Raw genomic sequence first — 15023 nt, 5'->3', positions numbered from 1 at the left:
CCGACTGAACGGGCGCGGCACTGCGAGGCTGTGTCCCTGATGCGGTGCGCGCACGCGGCCGTGCGCCTGGGACCTACGCTGGGACGAGTGGACCGCGGTCCACCGACGTCGTGGACGTCTGACGATCAAACCTGGCCGGGAGGCGATGGTGACGACGGCCCTGCCGGAGGACAGCTGGCTGCGTGACCTGCGCCCGCAGCCCGCGCGCGTGACAGCCGCAGAGTATGAGGCGCTATCAGAGGAACTCGCACGGGCAATCGAGATCGTCGACGGCTACATCGTGTTCTGCGAGGCCCCCACCCCGGATCACCAGACCGCCGGCCGGCGGCTGGCCAACCTCCTGGAGCGGCACGCCCGGGACGCGGTGAAGTCAGGCCGGTTCGGCTGCCTGACGGTCAACAACGACGTGGACCTGCGGCTCCGCGACGTCCCACTGCTCAACCGCCGGCCCGACGTCATCCTCTACCGCTGTCTCGACCGCGACCGCGGCGAACGGCTCCGCGCCGAGCACGCCCTGCTCGTCATCGAGATCGTCTCGCCCGGCTCGGAGACTCAGGACACCACCGACAAGCTCGGCGAGTACGCCCGCGCGGGTATCCCGCACTACTGGATCACCAGGCTCGACAACGACGGCGTCACCAGCATCGAACGCTACGCACTCGACCGCGCCAGCATGCTCTACAAACACCTGGGCACCTTCATGAAGGACGAGGCCAGCGGCCCTCCCGAGATCACCAACCCCATCCCGATCACCATCACCTGGGACGACCTGACCTTCTGACCTACATCCGCCAGTAGCGCTGTCGAAGATCGTTGACGGCTCAGGATGGGCTGGCCGGCGTGGCGCACCAGCCGGCCGGGGACCAGGAGCAGGTCGCGGCGGAGACGGGCGGCGTGCGCGCGGCCGGTGTGCTGGTCGTAGCCGGTGATGGCCTGCAGCAACGCGGAAATCCAGCCGGCGAGGATCGCCGCCCACATCCGGGAGTGCCCGAACAACGGTGTGACAGCCAGCGCCAGCGGGCCGTTTCCGCAGGTGGAGGCCCCGTTGTTGACAGCTACCGGAAGATCCTCTGATAGCCCCACAGCCGCAAGATCGAAAAGAGTAACCGACCGCCAGCTGGGTGAACATCGACTGCGACAGGATCGCCGACTCCGCCGCCAACACCAGCCGTGCCGTCACCGCTGGTGGGGCCGGCGCCCGCCCGACCCGCAGCCCAGGGGCCAACATTTTTGAGAACGACCCCAGATACACCACATCGTCAGGGGCGTCGGCGCGTATCGCCCGCATCGCCCGCACCGGCTCACCCGTGAACGACAGCAGTCCGTATGGGTTGTCCTCAACCACCAGTACCCCCGGTCGGCGGCACAGGTCGATCACCTCGGCCCGCCGCGGCGCCGTCAGCGTGATCCGCTGGGATTCTGGAGCGTCGGCACCCTATCTGGAAACGCTCCTTGTCAGCTGTTCCCGGCCAAGCCTTCTGCCAGCTGGTTTTCCGACATGTGATCATTCGGTTACGAACGCGCTGACGGCAGCCGACAACCAGGACCGCCGGCCCGGTCCCGGCTGCCCGGTCGCCTGCCAGCCGCGCCTGTCATCGGCATCTGTCATCGGCGCAGCAGCCCGCTGGCGAGATCCAGCATCTGCGCCGTCCGAGCGAGGGCCTCGCTCAGCCGCACAGCCTCGGTGACCGCCTTCTCGATGCCGACCAGCCGCCCGATCGCACCGCAGGCGGACGTGCGGCCAGCTTCCTGGCGGAACTGCCCGACAGCGGCCCGCGCGGTGTCGATCGAGCCACGGACCCCGATGAGCCGTGACACCAGGCTGGGCCTGACGCCAGGCGTCCCGGCCGGGAGGAGGGCCTCACCAACCGTGGCAATGGCCGGCAGCCCGACCGCGGCGAAGTCGTTGACCGCCACCGCCATCAACCGCGTCGTGTGAACGGGGCAACCGACCAGCGGTACCCGGGCAGCCAGCGCAAAGACCAGACCGCCGGTGAGACGCCTGGCCGCGGCCGTCTCACGGATGACCTCATTCGTCGTCTGGCGCAACCGGGCCACGGACATCCCGCGACCAGCGGACAACTCACGTTCGAGCTGACCGAGCTGGGTCTGGGCGATCCGCAGGTGTGACTGCGCCAGCCGGCCGCGAACCGCTACCCAGGCGGTGGCCACGGCAACCAGCAACAGCACGATCACAGTCGCGGCCGCCAGGACGCGAAGCCTCGAGAAGCGCCGGCCCCAGCGGGACCACGGGCACCGGAGGCTCGTCCCGGTGGCCAGCCCCGGTTTCATCTACTAGCGCTTGCGCCGGTGGGATCCGGTCGTTTTCGCGTCAAGCGCCAACGGGGTCGTCAGCTCCGCCGACAGATCACCGCCAGCCCCGACGCCGCCAACCGGATGCTCCATGGTGCGCGATTCGGCCGCATCGTCAGCTGGGCCCCCAGCGGCACCGTCGGGATCGTCAGTCGACTCACGCTGGGTAGCGATCCTTATGCCCTCACCGTGGCCCTCGCTGTGGCCCGCGCCGCTTCTCCCCGGGTCGACCACGCTCTGCTGGGCAACGGCTCGGTGTCTGTTCCGCCGGCCCGGCCCCATCCTGATCTGGGTGTACCCGCTGTAGGAGGGATAGCCGTAGTACATAGCGTCCAGCCCTTTGGTGGGAATCATGTTGTGTACGACCCCCAGCACCCGCGCGTCCACCGCCCGCAGCACCTCGGCGGCCCGGGCCAGCTGTTCCCGCCGGGTCCGGCCGTTGCGGACGACCAGCAGGGTGCCATCCACCTGCGCGGCGAGCACAGCCGCGTCGGTGACCGGGAGCAGCGGTGGGGCGTCGATGAGCACGATGTCGAAGTGGCCGGACAACTCGCGGAGCACCTCGCCCATGCCGCGGGACCCGAGCAGCTCGCTGGGGTTGGGTGGCAGCGGCCCGCTGGGCAGGACCTCCAGCCGGCCACCATCATCACCCCATGGCAGCAGCACGTCATCAAGATCAACAGCACCGATCAGCACGGAGGTGAGACCGGCGGCGGTCTCGATCCCGAGGTACTCTCTGAAGGACGGTCTGCGCAGGTCCGCCTCGACCAGCGCCACTCGTGCTCCGGCCTGCGCGAGAATGATCGCCAGGTTGCAGGTCGTCGTTGTTTTGCCCTCCGCGGACGTGGCGCTGGAGACCAGGATGACGCGCGCCGGCATGTCCACATCGGCGAACCGCAGGTTTGTCCGGAGCTGGCGAAACGCCTCCGCGCGCGCTGACTGCGCGTCCAGCGGCCCCACCAGGGGGTAGCGTGCGCCCGCGGTATCGAAGGCGATCGCGCCGAGCGTTGCCAGGCCGGTCGCCGCGGTGATGTCGGCGTCGGTCCTGACGCTCGTGTCGAGCCGCTGACGGAGCACAGCCGCACCGATGCTCACGAGCAGGCCCAGGAGGGCACCCAGGGAAATGGCCCGTACGGGTTTCGGCGACACGGGCTCGGTCGGCAGCTTCGCCTTCTCCCACACGTTCACCCGCACCGACGGCAACTTGTCGGGAGCCGGCGTCTCGATCTGCGCGACAGCCTCGGAAAACACCTCGCCCACCGCGTCCGCGAGCGCCTGAGCGCGCCTGGCGTCGCCATCCGTCACGGTGATCCGCAACAGCACCGTGTCCGGGACGGCTTCGGCCTTGATCTTGGCCTGGAGGCTCCGTGACGGCATATCAAGACCGAGCCTGGCGACGGCCCCCGCAGCGATCCGATCACTGGCAACAAGATCGACATAGGACTTCACCCGCTGCTGGGACAGCAGACCGCCCTGATAGGCCGATGTCGCGCTGTCGGTGCCGTCTGACGACACCACCACCAGAGTCTCCGCGGCGGCGTAGGCCTTCGCCTCCCGCCAGGTGGCAGCCGCGGCGACCAGAGCGCCAAGCATGACACAGACCACCAGAAGCGGCCAACTCCGGCGGAGCGCTCTGACGTAGTCCCGAAGTTCCACCAACAGACCTGTCCTCTCCGGGCAAAACATCCTAGTTATCGCAGCACGACGCTGCGCAACCAACATACTCGCTCCGCATCCATGTACTTACCATCAGTAGTTATTACGCTGTGGAGTCATGCAGAAACAGAAGACTTTTGGCCCCCAAGAGCTCCGGTGGTGGCGGGCCGTCGCCCGGCTGTCCCTGTTGGACCTGCGCTGGCGGGTCGGCCTCCAGATCGGTGTCGACGCGGCGTGCCTGGTACTCGGCCTGAGTGCGGCCTACCTCGCCCGGTTCGGCCAGCCGCCCGTGGCCGACGCCGGATTCTGGGTGATCGCCGTTCTCGCGGCCTGCCTGCTCTACGTCACCGGCACAGCTCTGCACCTCTACCTTGGGCGGTACCGGTTCGGTGGCTTCGACGAGGTACTCGCCCTGACCTGCTCGGTCGGGCTGGCCACGCTCGGGATCGTCGTCGTCGACGCCGGCATCAGCCGGCCCGGGCCGCTGCCGGTGAGCGTCCTGCCGCTGGCGGGCGCGGTCGGTCTCGTCGCGATGTTCGGCATCCGTTACCTGTGGCGGCTGGCCGAGAAACGCGGCCGGCGCCCACAGCGCCCCGATACCGAGCCGATCATTGTTTTCGGTGCGGGTGACGGGGCCGACCGCGTGCTGGCCTCGATGCTGCACACCCCGGACAGCCCGTACCTGCCGGTGGCCCTGCTCGACGACGATCCCCGCACCTGGAACCTGGCCCTGAGCGGGGTGCGGGTACGCGGCGGGCGGGAGGCCATCGCCACGGTCGCCAGCCAGACCGGCGCGCGTACCCTGCTGGTGGCCATCCCGAGCGCCGACGCCACGCTGCTACGGGAGATCACCGAGGTCGCCGAGGAGGCGGGCCTCACCGTCAAGGTGCTCCCGCGGGTGGTGGATCTCATCGACGGGCGCGTGGACGTGCGTGACATCCGCGACCTCGACCTCACCGATCTGCTGGGGCGTTGCCAGATCCAGACCGACGTCTCCTCGGTTGCGGGCTATCTCACCGGTAAACGGATCCTGGTCACCGGAGCCGGCGGCTCGATCGGTTCCGAACTGTGCCGCCAGATCCACCGCCACCAACCCGAAAAAATGATCATGCTTGACCGGGACGAATCAGCCCTGCGGGCCGTCCAGCTGTCCATTCACGGCCAGGCGATCGCCGACGACGAAGCCGTGGTGCTGTGTGACATCCGGGACGTCGAGGCTGTCGACGCGCTGTTCGACCGGCACCGTCCACAGGTGGTCTTCCACGCCGCCGCACTGAAACACCTGCCGCTGTTGGAACGCTTCCCCGGCGAGTCGATCAAGACCAACGTCTGGGGGACGCTCGCGATCCTCGACGCCGCTGTCGCTGTCGGCGTCGAACGCTTCGTCAACATCTCAACCGACAAGGCCGCGAACCCGACGAGTGCCCTGGGCTACTCCAAACGAATCACCGAACGCCTGACCGCCCACGTCGGCCAGCATGCGCGTGGGGTATTCGTCAGCGTCCGGTTCGGTAACGTGCTGGGCAGCCAGGGCTCCGTACTGAGGATCTTCGCCAGCCAGCTGGCGGCCGGCGGTCCACTCACGGTCACGCATCCGGATGTCACCCGTTACTTTATGACCGTCGAGGAGGCCGTGGAGCTTGTCATCCAGGCCGGCGCGCTGGGTGGCAACGGTGACGTCCTCGTGCTCGAGATGGGCCAGCCCGTGCGAATCGCCGATGTCGCCAAACGCCTCGCGACCCGGGCGGCGCGCCCCGTCGAGGTGATCTACACGGGGCTCAGCGCCGGCGAGAAACTGCACGAGGAGCTCTTCGACGACAACGAGCACGACATCCGCCGCCATCACCCCCTGATCTCCTACGTGTCGGCGCCGCCGGTCGAGCGGCGGCACATCCTCGATCTCGACCCGTGGGGACAGCCGGAAAGCGCCAGGACCGCGCTGCGCCAGCTCGCCCGCTGCGAGGATCTCGGCGTCCAGCCGCGATTGGAGGCCGAGATACCCGTCCAGCCCCGACCGGGCCAGACGCCCACCGCGGTCGCCCACGAACAGTGACGCGCCCACGAACAGTGACGCGCGAACTACGCCGACGTCGCCACCGACATGACCTTGACGAGCGCGTCGGAGGCGTCGGAGATGTCGGACAGGTCGAGGGCCGGATGCACGAGGAGGGCGATCGCCGTACGGCCCAGCTCCCTGGCCACCGGCAGGGACGCCGCGGGGCGCCACCACGCGGGCACGGCCGCCTCCCGATACACCTCCCGAGGGCAGCCCGTGAAGCAGGGGACTCCCTCCGCCCGGACAGCCGCCACGACCCGATTGCGGTTCCAGCCGTCGTGGAGCAGGTCAGTCCGCACAAACGCATACCAGCGGTAGTAGGCGTGGCCGACGTGAGAAGGGGGCGAGACCAACCGCAGCGCCGCTACATCGCGGAGCCGCAAGGCGAGCAGCAGGGCGTTGTCCCGGCGCCGCTCGACCATCTCCGGCAGGTGCGGAAGCCCTGCCCGGCCTACCGCCGCGGCCAGTTCGTGCATGCGGGCATTCGTGCCGAAGCCGCCATGGGCGAGAGGTGAGCCGCCACCCTGCTCCCAATCGCGATCATCGAACCCGTCGCCGCCGAAGTCGTCTGTTGACAGGCCGTCCGGCTCCAGCCTCGGTTCGGCCCCCGCGTCCACGACCGCGAAACGCCGCCCCTGCTCCTTGTATGACCACGCCGCCCGGTACAGCGCCGCATCGTCAGTGGTGACCATGCCACCCTCACCAGCGGTGCTCAGAATTCTATCGTAGCCGAATGACCACACACCGATATCGCCTCGTGTCCCAACCGATCGGCCTCGCAGGGTGGCCCCGTGCGCCTGGCCGCAATCCTCGATGACGGCGAGTCCGCGGGTTCGAGCCAGGCCCCGCAGTGCGTCCACATCCGCTGGCCAACCGGCCAGGTGAACGGCGACGACAGCACGGGTCCGCGCGGTGAGCACCCGGCGGATACAGTCAACGGTGATCGTCTGTGACTCAGCGTCCACATCGGCGAACACCGGACGGGCGCCGAGAGCGGCGACGCAGTTGACCGGCGCGATGGTCGACCGCGCCGGCACCACCACCTCATCCCCCGGCCCGACCCCGACCACCCGCAGGGCGATCTCCAGGGCAACCGTGCCGTTGGCCACAGCCACCCCATGACACGCGCCGACGGCTTCGGCGAACTCGCGTTCAAAACGCCTGCCCTCGCGGCCCGTCCAGTAGCTGACGTCGCCCCTACGCATGGTCGCCGTCGCCGTGGCGATCTCCTCAGGACGAAAGACGGGCCATCGCGGATACGGCCTGTCACGAACTGGCTGTCCGCCGTCGACGGCTAGCCGGGACGTTGCCAAGATGCCAATAACGTCACCCCTAGTTTCTTTTATGTCTCTCTTAGCAATATCACAGCAGTTGGGCCACCAGCACCGCCGGGGGGTGTCCAGTTGGAATCATCCGCCCCGCGCGCCATCCCGCGACCGCTGGCGATGTATGAGACCGTCGTCGTTTTACCGTTGTCCCAAGACCCCCGGCCCGGGAGATTGACCAGGTCCGCACATACGATCATCCAACGCAGGAGAATGGGCAGGTGAACCCTCAGTGGGAATCGCGGCTCCGCGTACGCGACACGACCCGGCCGGAGGCGTTACGCGCTACCAGCTCGCTCACTCTATTTATGATCATAATCATGGCAACGGTCCTGACCGGCTGTGGCGCGGCCACGCCCCGGTCATCAGTCCGGGTCCCGCCCGATCTGATCCCCCTCTTCCAGGAGGCCGCGACCGTCTACGGTGTGCTCACCGCCGCGCAGCTCGCTGGTCAGGCGCGGGTGGAAAGCAAGTTCAACCGGCTGGCTGTATCCGCCGCCGGTGCTCGAGGCCTTATGCAGTTCCTGCCCGAGACCTGGAAACAGTTCGGTGTCGACGGTAACGCCGACGGGATGGCGAATCCCCTGGATCCGGCGGACGCTATCCCGTCCGCCGCGCACTATGAGGCTCACCTGGCCGACGTCGTCCAGAAGCTGCCCGGCGACCGCGTGTCGCTGATTCTCGCCGCGTATAATGCTGGGCCCCGGGCCGTCCGTGACGCTGGCGGTGTCCCTGACTTTGGCGAGACCAGGGCGTATGTCGCCAAGGTCCACAGCTGGGCCAGCCGTTTTAATGATCAGTTGTAGACAATCGCTGCCAGGCTTGATTGTCACCCTGACGTCCGTCGCGTGCCGCCCGCACATCCCGCGGTCCGCGGGAGACAAGGATCCGGGCCAGGGCGCATGCGTCAACGACTTGATGGAGGAGACATGTTCGATGGTGGTGAGCGGCGTTCCAGCTCCGGCCCAGCAGCCGGGATCGCTACACCGCGCAGCCGGTGACGCAGCCGGCCACGGGCAGCGACGCTCCTTCGGCCAGGAACGCGGCCGTCGGGTCCCTGCCCGAGCAACAGGTGGCCCTTACCACGGCCGAGGAGATCATCCGGCGGATAGAACGGTCCAGCGGCATGCTCGCGAGCCGCGCCGTGGTACGCATGCACGACGTCCTGCCCTGGTTCTCGAACATGTCAGCACGCCACCGGGCCGACATCCAGATGGTGGTGCAGGCTGGGATCTCGTCCTTCGTGGAGTGGTGCCGGCGGCCCGAACACGCCCGGGAGCTGTCCGGAGACGTCTTCCGGGTCGCCCCCCGCGATCTCGTTCGAGCGGTCACCTTCCGCCGGCTGGTCGATCTCGTGCGGGTGGCTGTCGAGGCGATCGAGGCTGAGGTACCCGCCCTGGCCGGCCCCGAGCACGAGCAACGGCTGCTGGCCGATGTGCTGCGCTACTCCCGTGACATCGCCTTCGCCGGCGCGGTCGTCTATGCCCGTGCCGCTGAGGAGCGCGGTGCCTGGGACGCCCGGCTGGAGGCGCTCGTCGTCGACCATGTCGTACGCGGCGAGGTGGAACGGGCGCTGCCGTCGCGCGCGGCGGCACTGGGATGGCGCAACCCGCCCGCGGTCGCTGTGATCATCGGGGACGCCCCGGACCACTCCCCCGAGGTCGTCGTCGACGAGGTCCACCGCCTCGGGCGCGGTGCCGGGCTGGAGGTGCTCACCGGTGTCCACCACGAACGCCTGGTTGTCATCGTCGGGGGTGACTTCGCCACCAGCCAGGCCGCGGCGCGGTCAGTCAGATCCGATGACCAGACCCAGCGTGCCCTGCTCGATGCCGCCGCCGCCCTGCTGCCCGCGTGGGGGCCCGGTCCGGTCGTCATCGGCCCGGTCGCGGCCGATCTGGCCGCGGCGGCATCCTCGGCGCATGCGGCGCTGGCCGCCGCCGACGTGGTCGCGGCGTGGCCGGCCGCTCCGCGACCGGTAACGGCACAGGCGCTCCTGCCTGAACGGGCGCTGGCCGGCGATACCGGGGCACGCCGAGCGCTGGTGGAGGAGGTCTACAACCCGCTGCGCGAGGCGGGAACACCGCTGCTGGCGACGGCCGGGCCTACCTCGACCTCGGCGCCTCGCTGGAGGCCACGGCGCGCGCGCTTTATCTCCACCCCAACACGGTCCGTTACCGACTGCGTAAGGCCGCCGACGTCTGCGGTCTTGATCCGACAGATCACCGCGAACGGTTCACCCTGCATGTGGCGCTCATCCTGGGCCGCCTGACCGCGGCCTGACCACAGGCCGGTCACAGGCCGGTCACAGACCGGCCCGCTGCGTAGCCGGCCTGCGGGTTCGGCGCCGGTCGACCCGGACGTCTTGCCATCACTTGTCGCCAGCGTCACGAAATTCCGCTCCAGCGGAGTAGATGCGGAACAAAGACGCGCGACGACCGAATCATTTTGTGGAGACCCCACAACGGGCTGACGGCACAACGGTGAGTGCCCGCCAGCGACAGACAGCGGCCGGGAAGGGTTAGGTAGTCCGGTGCTCGTTATCCTCGCGCCCGGTCAAGGTGCCCAGACCCCAGGTCAGCTGCAGCCCTGGATCAAGATCGGCGGGATTGAGACACGGTTGCGGTGGTGGTCCGAGGCCGTCGGAATCGACCTCGTTGACGTCGGTTGCCACGCGTCCGCGGACACGATCCGGGACACGGCCATCGCTCAGCCACTGATCGTCGCAACCGGTCTGGTCGCCGCCGAGCAACTGCCTCCGATCAACACGGGAAATATCGTGGTCGGCGGCCACAGCGTGGGTGAGATCACCGCCTCCGTGCTGGCCGGCACGCTGACGGCTGAAAGCGCGCTCGTGTTCGTCGCGTTGCGCGGACGCGCAATGGCGCAGGCCGCGGGGCGTGTCGCCACCGGTATGACCGCTGTGGTCGGTGGCGAACCGGATGTCGTCATCAACCACCTGGAGCAGCTGGCTCTGACCGCCGCGAACCGCAACGGTGCCGGCCAGATCGTCGCGGCCGGCACGATCGAGGCACTGGCCGGCCTCACCGACAACCCGCCGCCCCGGACCCGCCTGCGGCCGCTGTCGGTCGCGGGCGCCTTTCACACCCACTTCATGGAACCCGCCCGTGAGCGCTTGGCGCAGGTCGCTCCGGGGCTACGGCCGCGAACTCCCGCGCTGCCACAGGTGTCCAACGCGGATGGAATGATCATAAAGACCGGCTCGGATCTGGTCACCCGGCTGGTGAACCAGGTGGCCGCCCCGGTCCGGTGGGACCTGTGCCTGGCGCGGCTGCGTGATCTCGGAGTGACGGCCGTTCTGGAGCTCCCGCCCGCCGGCACACTGGCGGGAATCGCCAAAAGGGAGTTCCCCGGCGTGCGGATCGTCGCCGTGAAGACCCCCGACGACCTGCCCGCAGCCCGTGAGCTGGTCGCCGAATTTGCCGGCGGTGACCCAGTCGGCGACGACGTCGAGGAGACCCTCAGCGGGCTCGTCGGAGTAGCGCGATGACCGGCTCCCGGCTGATGGGGCTCGGGACATACCGGCCCGCCCGTGTGGTTACCAACGACGATCTCGCCAGGCGTGTCGCGACTTCGGACGAATGGGTTCGCGCGCGGACGGGTATCGCCGCCCGACGCATTGCGGATGCCGACGAGACGATCGTCTCGATGGGGAGCATGGCGGCGGAGAAGGCGCTGGCCTCAGCCGGTATCGACGCCGCCGATCTCGACATGGTCCTGCTTGCGACCTGCACGAATCCGTCCCAGATCCCTGGTTCCGGGCCGCAGATCGCCCACCGCCTCGGTGCCGGGCGGGCAGGCGCCCTCGACCTCAACGCGGGCTGTGCCGGATTCTCCTACGCCCTGTCGATGGCGTCCGACATGGTCCGGGCCGGCAGCGCCAGACACGTCATGGTCGTCGCGGCCGAACGGTTGTCGGACTACACCGACTGGGACGACCGTTCGACGTGTGTCCTGCTTGCCGACGGTGCTGGCGCGGCGGTCGTCGGGCCCGCCGTGACCAGGGAGATCGGACCGGCCGTATGGGGCCATGACGGTGGGAAGGCGGGCGCCATTCGCGTTCCGGGGTATGGTGACAACCTGTTTCGCATGGAAGGCCAGACGGTGTTCCGGTGGGCCATCGCGTTGACACCGATAGTCCGGCGTGCCTGTGAATTGGCCGGCTTCGCGCCAGCCGACATCGCCGGCGTTGTCCCCCATCAAGCCAATCTCCGGATAATCGATGCGCTGGTAAACGGTATCGGTGCTACAAACGCCGTCATAGCCCGCGATGTCGTTGACGCCGGCAACACCTCAGCCGCCAGCATCCCACTCGCGTTCAGTCGGCTCCTCGACGGCGGGAGGCTGCAGCCGGGTGATCCGGTTCTGCTGTTCGGCTTCGGCGCCGGCCTGACCTACTGCGGTCAGGTCGTCCGCTGCCCATAGGATTCCCCGAAAGTGCCGCCCGGCAGACGGAAGTACCGGGGTAAACCAAGAAGGAGAAGTACATGTCGCAGTCCGACATCCTGGCAGGGCTCGCCGCGATTCTGGAGGAGGTCGCCGGAGTCGACCCGGCCGACGCCACGGCGGACAAGACCTTCATCGACGATCTGGACGTGGACTCGCTGTCCATGGTCGAGGTCGTGGTCGCGGCCGAGGAGAAGTTCGGCGTGAAGATCCCCGACGAGGACGTCAAGAGCCTCAAGACCGTCGGCGACGCGGTGTCCTACATCCAGCGGGCGGGTGTCGCCGCGTGACCGAGACCCCCAGGCAGGTCGTGGTCACCGGCCTCGGGGCAACCACTCCTGTCGGCGGCGATGTCGCATCCACCTGGGAGGGGCTGCTCGCGGGCCGCTCCGGGGTCCGCCGCCTCACCGAGGACTGGGTCGAGCAGCTGCCCGTGCACATCGGCGCGCCCTTGGCGGTGGAACCCCCGCTGGGCCGGGTCGAGGCCCGTACCCTCGACCGGGTCCAACAACTCGCCCTGGTCGCGGCCAGGGAGGCCTGGGCCGACGCCGGCACCCCCGACGTCGACCCTGAACGCCTCGCCGCGGTGATCGGCTCCGGCATCGGCGGAGTCCTGACCCTGCTGGGCCAGTACGACGTGCTGCGGGAGCGGGGGCCGCGGCGGGTCTCCCCGCATGTGGTGCCGATGCTGATGCCCAACGGGCCGGCCGCGACCGTCGGGCTCGCCTTCACCGCTCGTGCCGGGGTGCACGCCCCGGTCAGCGCCTGCGCGTCCGGCGCGGAGGCGATCAGCCATGCGCTGGACATGCTCCGGGCTGGCCGGGCCGACATCGCGATCGCGGGCGGCTCAGAGGCGGCGATCCACGCTCTGCCCCTTGCGGGATTCGCCCAGATGCAGGCCCTGTCCCGGCGCAACGACGCGCCCGCCACGGCGTCCCGGCCGTTCGACAAGGGCCGGGACGGCTTCGTCCTCGGGGAGGGTGCGGGGGTGCTGGTCCTGGAGACCGCGGAGCACGCCCGCGCCCGCGGCGCGCGGGTGTACGCCACGCTGGCCGGTTCGGGGATCAGCGCGGACGCCTACCATGTGGCGGCGCCCGAACCCGGCGGGGCCGGGGCGGCGCGGGCCGTGCGCGCGGCATTGCGCTCCGCCGGGCTCGTCCCGACCGATGTCGTGCACATCAACGCCCACGCCACCTCCACTCCGGCCGGGGACGTCGCCGAGGCCCGTGCGCTGCGGGCCGCGCTCGGTGCCGCGCTCGACACCGTGACGGTGACCTCGACCAAGTCGATGACCGGGCATCTGCTGGGCGCGGCCGGCGCGGTCGAGGCGGTGTTCTGTGTCCTGGCGTTGCGGGAGCGGACGGTACCGGCGACCCGTAACCTCGACGCTCTCGACGACGAGATCGACCTGGACGTGGTGTCCATCGATAACCGTGCCATCCCCACCGGGGCGGTGCTGTCGAACTCGTTCGGTTTCGGCGGGCACGACGTCTGCCTCGCTTTCACACCCTGACATCCATATACCTGACGACTTCACCCGTGCGGGCCTGCATGCCTGGTTATTTCAGGTCCGCACGGGCACCCGAGACGGGCACCCGGCACTGAATTCCGGGGCTCCGCGACAGGCCCAGCCGGTCGACGGCCGCGTGACAATGGCTCGCGCACACGGCCGGAGAACCCAGTGACCTCAAACCGGTCAGCGGCGGCATGACTTTACAGGACCCCGCGGATCGCGACATGACCAGCGGGAAGTCGTCTCCTTCGCGCCGCCCGAGACACTATGATCTCAAGGAGACAAAAAATGAGTCTCTCTACGCTCGAACGCATTGACCCACGCATTCCGTCAGCCCGGCTGACCCAGTTCTTCGATCCTGATTCATTCGAGCCCTTCACCACGGCGGACAGCTCCGGGGTGCTGGCTGGAAAAGGCACCGTTGATGGCAGTCCGGTCGTCGCCTTCGCCACGGACGCGACCATTCAGGGCGGAGCGATGGGCCGTGACGGCTGTGCGCGGATCGTCCACGCTATCGAGGCCGCGGTGCGCCTCGACGCTCCGGTGGTGGGAATCTGGCATTCCGGAGGCGCTCGGCTCCAGGAGGGTGTGGCGTCTCTTGACGGTGTCGGCCGCGTGTTCGCGGCAACCGTGCGAGCATCCGGGCGGATCCCACAGCTGTCCCTGGTGCTGGGTGCCGCCGCGGGTGGCGCGGCGTACGGCCCCGCGCTGACCGACATCGTCCTCATGGGCCCGGATGCCAAAATCTTCGTTACCGGCCCGGATGTCGTACGCACCGTGACCGGCGAGGACTGCACCGCCGACAGCCTGGGCGGAGCCGATGTACACGCACGCCGCAGCGGCGTGGTCGCGATCACCTGTGACTCCGACGAGGCCGCCATCGAACGCACCCGGCGGCTGTGCGCGCTCCTTGCCGATCAGGGCGAAATCGGACCGGTGCGGGATCGCGACCTCGGCAGCCTTCTGCCGGAGTCACCCCGCCGTGCGTACGACGTGCGCCCGCTGGTCGCGGGCGTCCTTGACGGCGAGGTGCTCGAACTCCACCCGAAGTGGGCACCGAACATCGTCACCGCGCTCGGCCGGCTCGGTGGCCGCACGGTCGGCGTGGTCGCGAACAACCCGCTGCGCCGTGGCGGCTGCCTGGACGCGGCGTCCGCCGAAAAGGCGTCCCGTTTCGTACGGATGTGCGACTCCTTCGGAGTACCGCTGATCGTCCTGGTCGATGTGCCGGGTTACCTCCCAGGCGTCGGCCAGGAATGGGAAGGCGTGGTCCGGCGCGGCGCGAAACTGCTCTATGCGTTCTCCGAGTGCGCTGTGCCCCGCGTCACCGTCGTCACCCGCAAGGCATACGGCGGCGCCTACATCGCGATGAACGCCAGCTGCCTGGGCGCAACAGCCGTGTACGCATGGCCAACAGCGGAGGTCGCGGTGATGGGAGCCGAGGCCGCCGTGGGAATCCTGCACCGCCGCACGCTGGCGGAGGTCCCGGCGCAGCGCCGCTCAACCGTGCTTGCAGAACTCACCGCCGAACATGCGCGCCTGGTCGGCGGGATCGACCGAGCCGTGGAACTGGGAGTGGTGGACGCCGTGGTGACACCCGCCGACACCCGCGCGGTCATCGCCAGCACCCTTGCCGGGGCACCCGCCGGCCGTGGCTCCCACGGCAACATCCCCCTGTAAGAGCGCCCGATCCCCC

Annotated in this window: 12 protein-coding genes and 2 pseudogenes; 10 read left to right on the top strand and 4 right to left on the bottom strand. The window is 69.1% G+C overall.

From position 1 onward, the window contains the following. Window positions 1–145: 145 nt before the first annotated feature. Both MJ785_RS11255 and MJ785_RS11250 read left to right on the top strand, forming a co-directional pair. The gene (locus MJ785_RS11255; RefSeq protein ID WP_239333617.1) at window positions 146–781 is read left to right on the top strand and encodes a Uma2 family endonuclease; all 636 of its coding nucleotides are present in this window, start codon (window positions 146–148) and stop codon (window positions 779–781) included. Window positions 782–813: 32 nt separating this feature from the next. Next, a complete protein-coding gene (locus tag MJ785_RS11250) occupies window positions 814–1074 on the top strand; it encodes a hypothetical protein (protein ID WP_239380705.1) in 261 nt (86 codons plus the stop codon). 34 nt (window positions 1075–1108) lie between these two features. On the opposite strand, the pseudogene MJ785_RS11245 reads toward MJ785_RS11250, so the two are convergent. The 3 genes and pseudogenes from MJ785_RS11245 to MJ785_RS11235 form a co-directional block, all read right to left on the bottom strand. Then, window positions 1109–1434, bottom strand: a pseudogene (locus MJ785_RS11245) (aminotransferase class I/II-fold pyridoxal phosphate-dependent enzyme); the annotation flags it as partial. A gap of 171 nt (window positions 1435–1605) precedes the next feature. Continuing rightward, on the bottom strand, window positions 1606–2196 hold the full coding sequence (locus MJ785_RS11240) for a hypothetical protein (protein ID WP_239380700.1): 591 nt from the start codon (window positions 2194–2196) through the stop codon (window positions 1606–1608). A gap of 99 nt (window positions 2197–2295) precedes the next feature. Next, entirely contained in the window at window positions 2296–3906 is a 1611-nt protein-coding gene (locus tag MJ785_RS11235) for a polysaccharide biosynthesis tyrosine autokinase (protein ID WP_239380698.1), read from the bottom strand. Window positions 3907–4087: 181 nt separating this feature from the next. Between MJ785_RS11235 and MJ785_RS11230 the strand changes: the two genes are divergently transcribed. Continuing rightward, the gene (locus tag MJ785_RS11230; RefSeq protein ID WP_239380696.1) at window positions 4088–6022 is read left to right on the top strand and encodes a nucleoside-diphosphate sugar epimerase/dehydratase; all 1935 of its coding nucleotides are present in this window, start codon (window positions 4088–4090) and stop codon (window positions 6020–6022) included. Between the two features lie 26 nt (window positions 6023–6048). On the opposite strand, the gene MJ785_RS11225 is transcribed toward MJ785_RS11230, so the two are convergent. Next, window positions 6049–7338 (bottom strand): DegT/DnrJ/EryC1/StrS aminotransferase family protein, encoded by a 1290-nt coding sequence (locus MJ785_RS11225; RefSeq protein ID WP_255724067.1) that lies wholly within the window; start codon window positions 7336–7338, stop codon window positions 6049–6051. Window positions 7339–7670: 332 nt separating this feature from the next. On the opposite strand from MJ785_RS11225, the gene MJ785_RS11220 reads away from it, so the two are divergent. The 7 genes and pseudogenes from MJ785_RS11220 to MJ785_RS11185 all read left to right on the top strand — a co-directional run bounded on the left by MJ785_RS11220 (window position 7671) and on the right by MJ785_RS11185 (window position 15007). Further along, window positions 7671–8156, top strand: a complete 486-nt coding sequence (locus MJ785_RS11220) for a lytic transglycosylase domain-containing protein (protein WP_239310061.1) — start codon at window positions 7671–7673, stop codon at window positions 8154–8156. A gap of 191 nt (window positions 8157–8347) precedes the next feature. Next, a pseudogene (locus MJ785_RS22255) lies at window positions 8348–9630 on the top strand (PucR family transcriptional regulator). A 250-nt stretch (window positions 9631–9880) separates the two neighbouring features. Next, window positions 9881–10858, top strand: a complete 978-nt coding sequence (locus tag MJ785_RS11205; RefSeq protein ID WP_239310048.1) for an ACP S-malonyltransferase — start codon at window positions 9881–9883, stop codon at window positions 10856–10858. Then, window positions 10855–11793, top strand: coding sequence for a beta-ketoacyl-ACP synthase III (locus MJ785_RS11200; RefSeq protein WP_239310047.1), 939 nt, complete (start codon window positions 10855–10857; stop codon window positions 11791–11793). The genes MJ785_RS11205 and MJ785_RS11200 overlap by 4 nt, the downstream gene beginning before the upstream one ends. 62 nt (window positions 11794–11855) lie before the next feature. Then, complete coding sequence (locus tag MJ785_RS11195; RefSeq protein WP_239310046.1) at window positions 11856–12104, top strand: acyl carrier protein; 249 nt, start codon at window positions 11856–11858, stop codon at window positions 12102–12104. Continuing rightward, on the top strand, window positions 12101–13327 hold the full coding sequence (gene fabF / locus MJ785_RS11190; protein ID WP_239310045.1) for a beta-ketoacyl-ACP synthase II: 1227 nt from the start codon (window positions 12101–12103) through the stop codon (window positions 13325–13327). Before MJ785_RS11195 ends, fabF begins: the two co-directional genes overlap by 4 nt. Before the next feature lie 288 nt (window positions 13328–13615). After that, window positions 13616–15007 (top strand): acyl-CoA carboxylase subunit beta, encoded by a 1392-nt coding sequence (locus MJ785_RS11185; RefSeq protein WP_239310044.1) that lies wholly within the window; start codon window positions 13616–13618, stop codon window positions 15005–15007. The last annotated feature ends 16 nt before the right edge of the window (window positions 15008–15023 follow it).

This window comes from Protofrankia sp. CiT1, assembly GCF_917627335.1.
In the GTDB taxonomy this organism is placed as follows: Bacteria; Actinomycetota; Actinomycetes; order Frankiales; family Frankiaceae; genus Protofrankia.
The sequence above is the reverse complement of the archived record's forward strand: the minus strand, read 5'-3'. Positions and strand labels throughout refer to the sequence as shown.